The organism is Actinomadura rupiterrae (assembly GCF_024172125.1).
Taxonomy (GTDB): domain Bacteria; phylum Actinomycetota; class Actinomycetes; order Streptosporangiales; family Streptosporangiaceae; genus Spirillospora; species Spirillospora rupiterrae.
Window position 1 is genome coordinate 768,086 of the sequence record NZ_JAMZEA010000006.1, and the last position, 12,848, is coordinate 780,933.

General features: G+C 72.7%; 12 protein-coding genes and 3 pseudogenes. 5 read left to right on the top strand and 10 right to left on the bottom strand.

Features of this window, described 5'->3' with window-relative positions; genetic code table 11:
* Positions 1-344: 344 nt before the first annotated feature.
* The 3 genes from FHU30_RS24280 to FHU30_RS24290 form a co-directional block, all read right to left on the bottom strand.
* Positions 345-782, bottom strand: a complete 438-nt coding sequence (locus tag FHU30_RS24280) for an acyl-CoA synthetase family protein (RefSeq protein ID WP_253878849.1) — start codon at positions 780-782, stop codon at positions 345-347.
* Positions 783-919: 137 nt separating this feature from the next.
* The gene (locus FHU30_RS24285; RefSeq protein ID WP_253878851.1) at positions 920-1,516 is read right to left on the bottom strand and encodes an RNA polymerase sigma factor; all 597 of its coding nucleotides are present in this window, start codon (positions 1,514-1,516) and stop codon (positions 920-922) included.
* A gap of 337 nt (positions 1,517-1,853) precedes the next feature.
* A complete protein-coding gene (locus FHU30_RS24290; RefSeq protein ID WP_253878853.1) occupies positions 1,854-2,090 on the bottom strand; it encodes a hypothetical protein in 237 nt (78 codons plus the stop codon).
* 621 nt (positions 2,091-2,711) lie between these two features.
* Here FHU30_RS24290 and FHU30_RS24295 point away from each other — a divergent pair.
* Entirely contained in the window at positions 2,712-4,103 is a 1,392-nt protein-coding gene (locus FHU30_RS24295; RefSeq protein WP_253878854.1) for a D-alanyl-D-alanine carboxypeptidase family protein, read from the top strand.
* Here FHU30_RS24295 and FHU30_RS24300 read toward each other — a convergent pair.
* The 5 genes and pseudogenes from FHU30_RS24300 to FHU30_RS24315 form a co-directional block, all read right to left on the bottom strand.
* A complete protein-coding gene (locus tag FHU30_RS24300) occupies positions 4,100-4,729 on the bottom strand; it encodes a LysE family translocator (RefSeq protein ID WP_253878856.1) in 630 nt (209 codons plus the stop codon). The two genes, FHU30_RS24295 and FHU30_RS24300, sit on opposite strands and share 4 nt — an antisense overlap.
* A gap of 69 nt (positions 4,730-4,798) precedes the next feature.
* Positions 4,799-5,428: a TetR/AcrR family transcriptional regulator gene (locus FHU30_RS24305; protein ID WP_253870662.1), complete on the bottom strand. Its 630-nt coding sequence runs from the start codon at positions 5,426-5,428 to the stop codon at positions 4,799-4,801.
* Between the two features lie 182 nt (positions 5,429-5,610).
* Entirely contained in the window at positions 5,611-5,742 is a 132-nt protein-coding gene (locus FHU30_RS46290; protein WP_301323495.1) for a hypothetical protein, read from the bottom strand.
* Positions 5,699-6,211: pseudogene (locus FHU30_RS24310) on the bottom strand (SDR family NAD(P)-dependent oxidoreductase); the annotation flags it as partial. The gene FHU30_RS46290 and the pseudogene FHU30_RS24310, both read right to left, overlap by 44 nt.
* A 101-nt stretch (positions 6,212-6,312) precedes the next feature.
* Positions 6,313-6,534 (bottom strand): annotated as a pseudogene (locus tag FHU30_RS24315) (SDR family NAD(P)-dependent oxidoreductase); the annotation flags it as partial.
* 30 nt (positions 6,535-6,564) lie between these two features.
* On the opposite strand from FHU30_RS24315, the pseudogene FHU30_RS47695 reads away from it, so the two are divergent.
* A pseudogene (locus FHU30_RS47695) lies at positions 6,565-7,168 on the top strand (SDR family NAD(P)-dependent oxidoreductase); the annotation flags it as partial.
* Positions 7,169-7,557: 389 nt separating this feature from the next.
* On the opposite strand, the gene FHU30_RS24325 reads toward FHU30_RS47695, so the two are convergent.
* Entirely contained in the window at positions 7,558-7,701 is a 144-nt protein-coding gene (locus FHU30_RS24325; RefSeq protein ID WP_253878862.1) for a hypothetical protein, read from the bottom strand.
* 705 nt (positions 7,702-8,406) lie between these two features.
* Between FHU30_RS24325 and FHU30_RS24330 the strand changes: the two genes are divergently transcribed.
* The 3 genes from FHU30_RS24330 to FHU30_RS24340 all read left to right on the top strand — a co-directional run bounded on the left by FHU30_RS24330 (position 8,407) and on the right by FHU30_RS24340 (position 10,519).
* A complete protein-coding gene (locus FHU30_RS24330; protein WP_253878863.1) occupies positions 8,407-9,000 on the top strand; it encodes a hypothetical protein in 594 nt (197 codons plus the stop codon).
* Complete coding sequence (locus FHU30_RS24335) at positions 8,997-9,284, top strand: amidohydrolase family protein (protein WP_253878865.1); 288 nt, start codon at positions 8,997-8,999, stop codon at positions 9,282-9,284. Before FHU30_RS24330 ends, FHU30_RS24335 begins: the two co-directional genes overlap by 4 nt.
* A 500-nt stretch (positions 9,285-9,784) precedes the next feature.
* The gene (locus FHU30_RS24340; RefSeq protein WP_253878867.1) at positions 9,785-10,519 is read left to right on the top strand and encodes a cytochrome P450; all 735 of its coding nucleotides are present in this window, start codon (positions 9,785-9,787) and stop codon (positions 10,517-10,519) included.
* Between the two features lie 59 nt (positions 10,520-10,578).
* Here FHU30_RS24340 and FHU30_RS24345 read toward each other — a convergent pair whose 3' ends face one another.
* Positions 10,579-11,712, bottom strand: a complete 1,134-nt coding sequence (locus tag FHU30_RS24345; RefSeq protein ID WP_253870676.1) for an NAD-dependent epimerase/dehydratase family protein — start codon at positions 11,710-11,712, stop codon at positions 10,579-10,581.
* Positions 11,713-12,848 lie beyond the last annotated feature (1,136 nt).

A 12,848-nucleotide genomic window follows, 5' to 3' on the forward strand; every position in this document is an offset into this window, starting at 1 on the left:
GGTGGCGCCGTTCCCCTTTCCCCCAGCCCCTTCGGAACGTCTCGCCCGGCCGCGCGCCCGGCCGTGGCGGGACACGTCTGTCACCGGGAGCCCCGACCGCGTGTCCGGACGGGAGCGCCGCTGCTTTCGCCCGGTGCCGAGGACCCCTCGACCCGCACCTCTACTCAGGAGTAGCAGGGGCTCAGTTAACCAGCCCGTCACATGCCCCGCAATCCCCCCGAAAGCATAACTTGACCACTGCAATCACTAACCAAGGTGACAAAACTCCGCCGCTGAGCGTTCGCTGGGTGAACGCGGACGCGCGGGATGTGACAATGGTTCACGACCGAAACGAGCCGGGGCGACTACCCCGAGTAATCGAACTCGTGGACCACGACCGCCGCCGCGCCCACCCCCGGATGGCGCTGGAGCACCGCCTCGATCTCGCCCAGCTCCATCCGCACCCCGGCGATCTTCACCTGCCGGTCGACCCGGCCGAGGTACTGCAGGACGGGCCGGTCCTCGCCGCCGGCGCCCGCCGGGAGCAGCTTCACCGCGTCGCCGGTCCGGTAGAGCCGGCCCGTGGGCGACTCCTCGGACGGGCTCCGGGGGCCCGCGGACGGGTTCCGGGAGTGGTCGGACGGGTCGCGGAAGTCCTCGAACGGGTCCTGGAAGAAGGCGGCGCGGGTGCGGTCGGGGTCGCCGAGGTAGCCGCGTCCGACGCAGATCCCGCCGACGAACAGCTCGCCGACCTCGTCCACGTCGCAGGCCGCCCAGGTGCCGTCGGCCTCGCGGCGCAGCACGTACAGCCGCGAGTTGATGATCGGCGTGCGATCGGCAGCCGGAGAAGCTCCAGGTCAGGGCCGGTGACGGCGTGGTGGGTGACGTCGTCGGAGCACTCGGTCGGGCGTAGGTCGTTCGTGTGAGGTCGTCCCACGGCTCAGCCCTCCTCAGCGGCCGGATCGACGGCGGTCGGGTCGACGCCGCCGAGCGCGGCGCGCACCTTGCGCCGCGCCCGGTTCAGCCGCGACCGGACGGTGCCGACGGGGATGTCAAGAGCGCGCGCGACCTCCTCGTAGGACAGGTCGCCCCACGCCACCAGCAGCAGGACGTCGCGGTCCCGGCGCGGCAGCGCGGCCAGCGCCGCCGCGAGCGCGGTGCGCGACTCCCAGGCCGCCACGCCCGCGGCGACCCGCTCGGCGGGGCCGTCGTCCGGACCGTCCACGGGGCTGCGGCGCAGCGCCCGGTAGTGCGCGGCCTCGCGGCGGTGGTGCCGCGCCATGATCTTGGTGACGATGCCGAACAGCCAGGGCCGCGCGTCCGGCTGGGCCAGGTCGTAGCGGTGCCGGCCGCCGAACGCGGCGAGGAACGTGTCGCCGACCAGGTCCTCGCGGTCTCCGGGCCGAGCCGGCGGGACACGTAGCGGTAACAGCATCCCGGCATAGCGGTCGAACAGCGCGGCGAACGCCTCCGGATCGTCGTGCGACCGGCGGATCAGCTCCGCGTCGTCCGCCGTCACGGCGGGCGGGGCGGTCATCGTGGACACCACGGCCTTCCCGGGGGTAGTCGGGCCTGATTTCGACGGTGTCTTGCCGTTCCGGGCGGCCCGGGTTCGCGATTTCAAGATCACCAATTGATAACGAAGTGAACTTTCCGGATAACCTGCGCATCTTTCCAGATGAGCGCGGGGACTCGAACGGGGGTTCCGGTCCGCCTACGACCGCGCACTTCAGCTTTCCCGGGGCTAGCAGGAGGACGCGGCGTGACGGACGACGCCCAGAACCGGCCGGACGAGACCGAGCCGGCCAGGTCGGAGACGATCGAGTTCGCCGTACCCGCCCGTCCGGAGCCCCCGGCCGAAACCGACGCCGAGCCTAAGCCCGATTCAACGTCGAGAAGCCGAGCGCGGAGCCGGTCGAGAAGCCTGCCGGGGAACCGGTCGAGGGGCCTGGCGGGGAGCCGGTCGAGAGGCCGGAGCCGGAGAAGGGCTCGCGCGAGTCGGGCGCGCATCCCGTCCAGGCGTCCAAGTCGTCCGGGCAGTGGACGGTCGCGCTCCCCAAGGCGGCCGAGGGCGAACCGTTCCGCTCGGCGTCCCCGACGGTCGAGGACAAGCTCCCACCGTCCGCAAGCCGGACGCCCCGAAGCCCGAGGCCCCCAAGGCGGAGCCTCCTGCGCCCGCGCGGGAGAAGCACGACCAGGACGCCCCACGCACCAGCGGCCCGCACCCGACAACGCCCCACACCAGCGGCTCCCACCCGTCCACCCCAGGACGGGGTGGCGACACCCCCCGCACCAGCGGCACCCATCCCACGACTGCCGGCCACCAGCCGAACGCCCCGCGGCAGGCCCCGCCCCAGCCCGGCGCGCCCCAGCAGGGCACGCCCCAGACGAGCGGCCAGCACCCGAACGCCCCGCGCCCGCCCGAGCAGCAGGCCCCGCGCGCGCACGAGCAGCAGCAGGTCGCCCCTCGGTCCAGCGGCCAGCACCAGGCGGCGCCTCGGACCAGCGGCCAGCACCCCGTCGCGCCCCAGACGAACGGCCAGCCCCCGGCCACGCCCCGGACGAGCGGGCAGCACCCAGCCACGCCCCGAACCAGTGGGCAGCACCAGGTGCCGCCTCGGACGAGCGGACCGCATCAGGCCGGGCCCTCGGCGCCCTCCCCGGCGTCCGCCGGGCCTGCAGGGCCTGGTCCGGCTCCGGCCGGGCCGCTGGGGAGTGTGGATCGGCCGATCGTGCCGCGGTTCAGCGCTCAGGCGCAGGCCGAGGCGCAGGCGCGCGCCCAGGCCCAGGCGCAGACCTGGGACGCCGACGTCACCCGCATGGACGCGCCGCTGAACCCGTCCCAGTTCGCCGTGGCGGCCCAGCCGCAGGCGCAGCCCCAAGCGCAGGCACCCCGGACGGACGCGCCCGCGTACGAGGAGGAGCCGAAGCGCGGCAAGCGCGGGCTCGTGATCGGGCTTGTGGCCGTCCTCGTCCTGGTCGCCGGTGTGGTGGCCGGGCAGCTCGTGCGGCCGGTGCCGGAGCCGTCCCTGGCGCTGTCGATGTCCGCGTCCAGCCACACGTTCGGCGGGCAGAAGCCGAGCCTGCCGTGGCCGAACGCCGGGCAGGCGACCGTGTACGTGGACGGCCTGGGCACGATGGGCTCGTCCGGCGCGGCGACGCCGACGCCCACGGCCAGCGTCGCCAAGGTCATGACGGCGTACGTGGTCCTGCACGACAAGGCGCTGCGCAGCGGCGAGGACGGGCCGTCGTTCACGGTCACGCCGCAGGGCGCGGCCGAGGTCGCGGACCGCAAGAAGCGCGGCGAGTCGCTGCTCGGCATCACGCCGAACCAGCGGCTCACCGAGCGCAAGGCCCTCGAAGCGCTGCTGGTCATCTCCGCGAACGACGTCGCGCACGAGCTGGCCCGCTGGGACGCAGGCTCGGACCAGGCGTTCGTCCAGAAGATGAACGAGGCGGCGCGCTCGCTCGGCATGACCAGCACCACCTACACCGACCCGAGCGGCTACGACTCGGCGACCGTCAGCACGGCCGCCGACCAGGTCAAGCTGCTGCGCGCGGCGATGCGGCTGCCCGGCTTCGCCGAGTCGGTCGCGCTGCGCGAGTTCGTGCCGGACGGCGGCGGCAAGCCGCGCAACGCGGGCAACATCCTGCTCGGGCAGTACGGCGTGGTCGGCGGCAAGACCGGCTACACCGACAAGGCCGGCGGCAACTTCGTGTTCGCCGCGCGCCGCCAGGTCGGCGGGGTGGAGACGCTGATCCTCGGCGCGGTCATGAACCAGCCGTCGCCGAGCGCGATGGGCGCGATCTCCGCCGCGCAGCCGCTGGTCGCCGCTGCCGGAAACGCCCTGGTCGCCGCGACGGTCGCGCCGTCCGGGAGCCGCGTCGCGCAGGTGGACGACGGCCTCGGCGGCCACACCCCGCTGCGCGCGGCCAAGCCCGTCACCGTCGTCGGCTGGCCCGGCCTGACCGTCCCGTACGGCGTCGCCGGCAACCCACCCGGCTCCGCCCCCCAGAACGCCAAGGTCGGCACCCTGACGGCCGGTTCAGCCCGCATCCCGCTAACACTGGACCGCCCCCTACACAAGCCGTCCATCGTCCAGCGCCTCCTCCGCCTCGGCTAGCGGGTGCGGGTGGAGGGGGTGGCGAGGGCGGCTGCTGCACCTAGGCCTAGGTAGATCAGGCCGGTGGCGTAGCGCTGGCGGCGGCGGAACACCGGGCGTGCGCGGAGCCAGCTGCCGATCGAGCCGGCTGCGACCGCGTACACGGTGTCGCTGAGCAGGCCGATCGCACCGACGGTCAGGCCCATGACGGCGATCTGGAGCGGGACGGCGCCTGCCGCGCGGTCTACGAACTGCGGCAGGAAGGCCAGGAAGAACAGCACGACCTTCGGTTTGAACAGGTTGACGAGCAGGCCGTCCAGGAAGACGCGGCGCAGCGAGGCGGGCGCGACGCGGACCTCGCTCAGCTCGTCGCGGGACCGCAGCGTCCGGACGGCGAGGTACAGCAGGTAGGCCGCGCCCGCGTAGCGCAGCACGGAGAACGCGGTCGCGGACGCGGCGATCAGCGCCGACAGCCCGGCCGCCGCGAGCGCGACGTGCACCAGCGTCGCGCACTCCACGCCCAGCGCGGAGACGACGCCTGCGCGGCGTCCGTCCGCGATGCTGCGCGTGACGATGTAGAGGTGGTTCGGGCCGGGGATGGCGATCAGGGTGGTCGCCGCCAGCAGGAACAGCCACGGGTTGCTCATCCCGGCACCGTAGGGCGCGCTCGTGCGCGCGCGACAGGACCAATCAGCCGGACACTCCGTGGACCACGCTCAGGACGCGGCCTGGGCCTCGGTCGCGAGGGCTCCGGCCAGGACGAGCCGTCCGGACGTCCGGACCATGTAGGTGACCTCTTCGAGCGGCCGCCGCAGCGAGGTCAGCGCGACCAGCGCGGCGAGCAGCGTGTGGCCGAGGACGATCTCGACCGCGTCCCGGTCGGGCACCGGGTCGCCGATCGCCGCGGACAGCCGGTCCCGGACGAACAGGAACAGCACCGTCCGGGCGTCCTCGACCGACGGGTCGTCCGAGGTGACGGCCTGGATGATCGCCGAGGTGAGGGTCAGCTCACCGGACGCGATCTCCACGATCCGCTCCAGCAGCGAGGTGAGCCGCTCGGTGGGGGTGTCGCCGACGGCGAGCGCGTCGATGTCGGCGGTCACCCGGTGCGCCCAGGCCGCGGCGACCTCGGTGAGCAGGTGGTCCTTGGTCGCGAAGTACCGGTACACCGTGGCGCGGGCCACGCCGGCGCGGTCGGCGACGTCGTGCATCGTGACGGCTCCGTAGCCGCCCTCGTCCGCCAGCTCGCGCGCGGCCTCCAGCAGCCGCTCCCGGCGGGCCTGCTGGTCCTTCGTCAACGTCCTGGTGACGGTGATCCGGACGCCGCCACTCACACTGCCGCTCAACGCGCCTCCTCGGGATGACGCTCCCATTGTCCCGCAGATCCGCCTGTCCCACGGGGCGCGCGTTCGAATCGAGACCCTCGGTCACGGCTTTCGCAGTCGGAAGCGGAGCGGTCAGTCACGGGTTTCGCAGTCGGAAGCGGAGGCGGTCAGTCACGGCTTTCGTAGTCGGGCAGCAGAGGCGGTCAGTCACGGGTTTCGTAGTCGGGCAGTGGAGGCAGCTCGCCGGACGCGAGCGCGGCGGCGCGGGCGGCGAGCCCGGGCCGGTACGCGTCATGCGTCAGCACCAGGAACCGCTGCGTCCGGACGGCGTCCACGACCTGCTCCGCGACCGCTTCCGGCGCGATCCCGGCCGCGACGGTGTCCGCGATGACCTGCTCGACGAACGCCTGGTCGTCGGACGGCTCGGTCCGCGCCGACGCCGGACGGTTGCGTTCCGACTGATGGATGCGGGGTGGCGACCCCGCCCGGGCACAGGACCGAGGCGCGCAGCCGGGAGCCGGAGACGACCAGCTCGTGCCCGAGGCACTCGGTCGCGGCGTAGGCGGCGAACTTCGAGACGGAGTACGGGCCGGAGAACGGCGCGGCGAACAGGCCCGCGACGGACGAGGTGGTCACGATGTGCCCCTCGTCGCCGCCCTCGATCATCCGCGGGACGAACGCCTGGATCCCGTGCAGCACGCCCCAGAAGTTGACCTGGAGCGCCCACGCGAAGTCGCGCGCGGGACGCGACCAGATCTGGCAGCCGTTGAAGACCCCCGCGTTGTTGCACAGCACGTGGACGGCCCCGAAGCCGTCGAAGGACGCGGTCGGCGAAGGCGTGCACGGCCTCCTCGTCGCCCACGTCCACGACCTGCGCGATCACCTTCCGTACCGCGTGCGGCGAGGGAGCGGCGGACGGCGTCCAGCGCGTCCTTCTCGATGTCGGCGATCGCGAGGCGCATGCCCTCGGCCGCGAACCGCTCCGCGAGCGCGCGGCCGATGCCGCTGCCCGCGCCGGTCACGACGGCGACGCGCCCGTCGAAATCCTCCACCTGGCCTCCCCGGTGAGCGGAACTCTGACCTACCAATCGCTTGGTTCGGACGTTTAGCCTAGCCTCACGTCTCATTCCATCACCCGGGCCGCTCTGGGAGGCGCGATGGCATCGCTGGAAGGCACGTCCGCACTGGTCACCGGGGGAGGCAGCGGCATCGGCCTCGCCTGCGCCCGCCGGCTCGCCGCCGACGGCGCGCGCGTCACGGTCTGCGGCCGGACCGAGGCCAAGCTGAAACGAGCCGGCCTGCCGTACGCCGTCGCCGACGTCACCGACGAGGACGCGATCGCCGCCGCGGTCGAGCAGGCCGCGCGGGACGCCCCGCTGCGCGCGGTCGTGCACAGCGCGGGCGGCTCGACCTCGATCGGCCCGATCCAGGGGCTCGACGCGGACGCCTGGCGCCGGACGTTCGAGCTGAACGCGACCGGCACGATGCTCACGCTCAAGCACGCGCCGGCGGATGGCGCGCGACGGCGGCGGCGCGTTCGTCGCGATCTCGTCCATCGCGTCGTCCAACACCCACCGGTGGTTCGGCGCGTACGGGCCGTCCAAGGCGGCCGTCGACCACCTCGTCAGGCTCGCGGCGGACGAGCTGGGCGGCGCGGGCGTCCGCGTGAACGGCATCCGGCCCGGGCTCGTCCGCACCGAACTGGTCGCGGGCATCGCCGACGCCGGGCCGATCCTGGACGACTACCTCGCCTGCATGCCGATCTCCCGCACCGGCGAGCCCGAGGACATCGCCGAGGCCGCGCGGTTCCTCGCGGGGCCGAGTCGTCCTGGATCACCGGCCAGGTCATCAACGTGGACGGCGGCCACCACCTGCGGCGCGGCCCCGACTACCGCGCCATGTTCGAGCCCATGTTCGGCCCCGAGGCACTCCGCGGCGCCCCCGAGGCACCGCGCGAAGACCCCGAAGCACCGCGCGGAGGTCTCGAAGCACAACGCGGAGGTCCCGAGGAACTGTGCGGAGGTCTCGAGGCACTGCACGGAGGTCTCGAGGCACTGCACGAAGACACCGAGGCACAGCGCGGAGACGCCGAGCACTACGCCGAGGTTCCGAGGCAACTGCGCGGGGAGGCACCATGAACGATCTCGTCATCAGGGGACGCGCTGGTCGTCGACGGGACGGGCCGCGCCGCCGCGCGCGGCCGACGTCGCCGCGGCCGACGGGAGGATCACCGAGGTCGGGACGGTCTCCGGCCGCGCCCGGCGCACGGTCGACGCGGGCGGCGCGGCCCTCACGCCCGGCTTCGTGGGACGTCCACACGCACTACGACGGGCAGGCGACCTGGGATCCGGTGCTCGCGCCGTCCTCCCTGCACGGCGTGACGACCGCCGTCATGGGCAAACTGCGGCGTCGGGTTCGCGCCCGCCCAGCCGCACCGGCGCGACTGGCTGATCGGGCTGATGGAGGGCGTGGAGGACATTCCCGGGCAGCGCGCTCGCCGAGGGCATCGCGTGGGAGTGGGAGTCCTTCCCCGAGTTCCTGGACGCGCTGGGCCGCCGCGCCTTCACGATGGACCTCGGCACGCAGGTGCCGCACGGCGCCGTCCGCGCGTACGTGATGGGCGAGCGCGGAGCGCGCAACGAACCCGCGGACGCCGCCGACATCGCCGCGATGAAGGCGATCGTGAAGGAGGGCGTCGCGGCGGGCGCGCTCGGCTTACTCCACATCGCGGACGCTCACGCACAAGGCCATCGACGGCGAGTACGTGCCGGGCACCTTCGCCGCCGAGGACGAGCTGTTCGGCATAGGCGAAGCCCTGCCGCGAGCTCGGACGCGGCGTGTACGAGTTGGCTCCCGCAGGAGCGGCGGGGCGAGGACGTGAACGCGCCCGCGCAGGAGGTCGCCTGGATGCGGCGGCTCTCCAAGCCATCGGACGGCCCGTCTCGTTCGCTCTCCTACAGATCGATGCCGTCCCGGAGTTGTGGCGCGAACTCTTGGAAATGTCCGCGTCCGATGCCGAGGCGATGCTGTTCCCACAGGTCGCGTCCCGTCCGTTCGGGATGCTCATCTGCCTTGACTCGCTCCATGCGTTCGGCGACCACCCGTCCTATGTGGAGATGGCACTACTGCCGAGGGCCGAACGCGTCGCGCGCATGAGGGACCCCGAGATGAAGGCTCGGATCCTGGCCGAACGTCCGGAACAGGAGGACATCCTCGCCGCGATGGTCCGCGGCTTCCCCGAGCGGCTGTTCCCCCTGGCGGAACGCAACCCCGACTACGAGCCGCACCCCGACACGTCCGTTGCAGCACGCGCCGCAGCATCCGGACGCGACCCTATGGAGCTGCTCTATGACGAGCTGCTGGAGGACGACGGACGCAACGTCCTGATGATGCCGCTACTCAACTACTCCGATTTCAACCTGGACGCACAGCGCGAAATGCTGACGCACCCGCGCGCCGTCCTCGGCCTAGGCGACGGCGGCGCGCACTGCGGTTTCATCTGCGACGCGTCCCTGCCCACGACGATGCTGAGCCACTGGGCGCGGGACCGGAGCCGCGGCGAGCGCCTGCCCGTCGAGCACGTCGTCCGATGATGACCCGCGACACCGCCCGCCTGTACGGGCTGGCCGACCGCGGTGTCATCGCGCCCGGCATGCGGGCCGACCTCAACCTCATCGATCTGGACACCGTCGCGTTGCGGCGTCCCGAGGTGCGGTACGACCTGCCCGCCGGGGGCCGCCGCATCGTCCAGCGGGCGGACGGGTACCTCGCCACCTTCGTCCGCGGCGTCCAGACCTTCGCGGACGGCGAACCCACCGGCGAGCTTCCCGGACGGCTCGTCCGAGGCGGCCTCGCGGGCCGAGGCGGCCGGTCATGAACGCGGACCGAGCGGACCGAGGAGGCCGGTCATGAACGTGGACCGAGCAGACCGAGGAGGCCGGGCATGAACGTGGACCTGCTCGACGGCGAGATGTACGCGACCGACCCCTGGTCGGTTTACAAGTGGCTGCGCGCGGAGGCGCCGGTCTACCACGACGAGGCGAACGGGCTGTGGGGCGTGTCCCCGGCACGCCGACGTCTTCGCCGTCGAACGCGACCCGAAGTTGTGGCGGAACGGCGGCGGGGTACCCGGCCGCAGCTCGCCTCCGACCCGTCCATGATCGGAGTGGACGACCCGGAGCACGCCCAGCGCCGCCGCCTGGTCTACCAGCGGTTCACCCCGCGCGGCGTGGCCCGCTACGCGGACCGGATCCGCGCGACCGCCGTGGACTGCATCGAGAACGCCCTCGACCAGGGCACATCGGACGCCGTGGAGACGCTCGCCGCGCCCCTGCCCGCCCGCGTGATCGGCTGGCTGCTCGGCTTCCCCGAGGAGGCGTGGCCGAAGCTCGCGCACTGTCGGCGACGGCCGTCTACGCGGGCGGCGGGCAGCGCTACGTCACGCACGAGGCGACCGTCGCCGTCGGCGAGTTCGCCATGGCCGTCCTGGAGATGGCCCGGGACCGCCGCGAATGCCCGACCTCCGACCTGCTCACCCTCTGGGCGAACGCGGGCGGCGGCTGCCCCCGCTACGACGACGAGCACCTCGCGCACGAGGCGCTGCTCCTGCTCGTCGGCGGCGCGGAGACGACCCGGACGGTGATCGCGACCGCGATCGACGCGCTCATCCGGCACCCGGACCAGTGGCGGCTGCTGCGCGAGGACCCCGGCCTGATCCCCGGCGCGGTCGAGGAGTTCGTCCGGTGGACGACGCCGATCCTCAACATGTGCCGCACTGCGGACCGCGACGCCGAGATCGCCGGCGTGACCGTCCCGGCCGGGCAGCAGGTCGTCCTCATGTACGGCTCGGCGAACCGCGACGAGGCGGTGTTCGACCGTCCGGACGAGCTGGACGTCACCCGCCCGCCAGGCGACCACGTCGCGTTCGGTTTCGGCCCCCACTTCTGCCTCGGCGCGTCCCTGGCCCGGCTCGAACTGCGAATCTTCTTCGAGGAGTTCGTGGCCCGGGTGGGATCGGCCGCGCATGCCGACCTCGAAGGCCCGCGCATCCTCCGCAACGCCTTCGTCCGCGGCGTAACCACCTTCCCAATCACCCTCCAGCGACGAACCTAGCCATGCGCCGACCAGACGACCGCCAGACGGCGGGCCGGACGGCTGCCGCCAGACGCCGGTCAGGCGACGACGTCCAGACGTCGACGATGCTCGGCCCACTGAAGCGAGTGCCGAATGGCATCGCCGATCGTGAACTCCGGCCTCCAGCCGAGAACCTCCCAAGCCTTAGCCGGATCCACGAACGCCCCGACCACGTCCCCCGGCCGCGCCGCCGCCTCCTCCACAACCAACCCGTCCCCGACGACCGCCCGAAACGCCTCGACCAACTCCCGAACGGTCGTCCCGTCCCCAGTCCCCAAATTCACAACCTGATAAGCAGCACCAGGCGTACTCGCGGCCGGGGCGCCGGCCAAGCGTGCGGGTGAGGCCACGGCATCGGACGCAGGCAGAGCACCAGCCGGACCTGCGGACGGGGCACCGGCCAGGCGCGCGGGCGGAGTTCCGGCGGCGGGCGGGACGATCGCGTCGAAACGTTCCACGGCGGTGACGAAGGCGCGCGCGATGTCCCAGACGTGGATGTAGTCGCGGATGGCCGTCCCGTCGCGGGTCGGCCACTCCACACCCGTGATCTTGAACGGCACGCCCGTCTCGTACGACTCGATCATCTTGCCGAGCGCATGCGTGGGCTTCCCCGACTGCAGGCCCGTGCGCATCTTCGGGTCCGCGCCGATCGGGTTCAGGTAGCGCAGCGACACCACGCGCAGCCCGTAGGCCCCGGCCAGGTCGCGCAGCGCCGCCTCCGCCATCGCCTTCGAGCGCGTATAGGGGTTGCGCGGGTCGAGCTCGGACGCCTCGGTGACCGACAGGTCCGGGGACGGCCGGTACATGCCCGCCGTGGACGCGAACACCATCCGGTCGCAGTGGTTGCGCCGCAGGTGCTCGGCGAACTCCAGCGTCCGCGTGAGGTTCACGCGGTAGTAGCGGGACGGGTCGCGCACCGAGTCCGGCACGACGATCAGCGCCGCGCAGTGCACCGCGGCGGCGATGTCCGGATGCTCGGCGAAGATCCGGTCCACCAGCACGCCGTCCCCGATGTCGCCGCGGTAGAAGACCTTCCCGGCCGTGAACTCCGTCCGTCCGGTGACCAGGCTGTCGAGCACGACCGGCGTGGCGCCGCGCTCGGCGAAGGCCGACGCGATCGTGCTCCCGATGAACCCCGCTCCCCCTGTGATCAGCACTTTCACTGCGGTCACCCCTAACCGATCGTGCTCCCCGTGGCTCGGTACGGACAGAATCCGCAAGCCTCCTCGCAGGGTCAACGCCGCGTTAACCAACTGACCAGCACCGGACGCCCCGTCCCCCACCACGTTTCGCCGCCCCCAAACCCCAACGCCCCCGCGCCCGCACCCACGCGCGCGCAACCCACCCCCCACCCAACACCCCATCCCACAAGCACCCCCTCTTCACTCAAGTAACACCCTCTAACAAACCCAACCCCCCTTCACACAAACTTCAATATCTCACAACCACACCACCCCCTAACAAAACACTTGCCCCTCACCCCCACACCGCCCCTTCACCCACGCCCCCAGCCCTCACTCATCGGCCAAGGCCTGCGTATGCGCGAGCCCACAAGCTCGCACTGCCGCCTCGCACAGGCGCTGGAGACTGCGCACACGCCGAGGGCCTCACACGCGCTCGGGCCTCGCGCATGCGCGGTGCCTCACACACGTGCGGAGGCCCACGTGCCCAGGCCGCGCACGCGCTGGGCCTTGCACACGCACCGGGGGGCTTGCTTACGTGCCGGGGGCACGCGCTCGCAGGGCCTCGCACGTCCGCCGGGCCTCACATGTCCGCCGGCCTCACACGCGCGCCGGGGGCTCGCGCACGCGCGGGGCCTCACACACGTCGGGACGGCACAGAGGCGCCCGCCCAAGCTCGCACCAAAACCTCACACACGCGCCAGGCCGCACATGTACTGGGGCCTCACACACACGCCGGAACATCACACACGCGCCGGGCTTGCGTACGCGCCGGGGCCTGCACACGCTGGATCCTTGCGCACGTACTGGCGCTTTCGCTCGCGCGGGGACCCTCACGCACGCGCCCAAGCCGCGCACGCGCTGGGGGCTTGCACACACCAGGCCTCTCACGCGCGCGGGGCCTTGCGCGCCCGCCGAGGCCTCACGTACGTGCTGAGGACGCGCGCAAGCGCTCGGGCCCGCACACGCGCAGTGCCTCGCGTTCACGCGCCCGGGCCTCACGCCCGCTCCGGCCTCGCGCTGAAGCTTGCGCACACGCCGGAGCCTCACACACACCCGGACCTCGCGGAGCGGGCGCGTAGACGCCGGAGCCTCACACATGCCCGGGGCCTCACGCTCGTGCCAGG

Coding starts and splice junctions, on each gene's coding strand:
- FHU30_RS24285 (WP_253878851.1), bottom strand. CDS start 1,516: ATGACCGCCCCGCCCGCCGTGACGGCGGACGACGCGGAGCTGATCCGC.
- FHU30_RS24300 (WP_253878856.1), bottom strand. CDS start 4,729: ATGAGCAACCCGTGGCTGTTCCTGCTGGCGGCGACCACCCTGATCGCC.
- FHU30_RS24330 (WP_253878863.1), top strand. CDS start 8,407: ATGTCCGCGTCCGATGCCGAGGCGATGCTGTTCCCACAGGTCGCGTCC.
- FHU30_RS24335 (WP_253878865.1), top strand. CDS start 8,997: ATGATGACCCGCGACACCGCCCGCCTGTACGGGCTGGCCGACCGCGGT.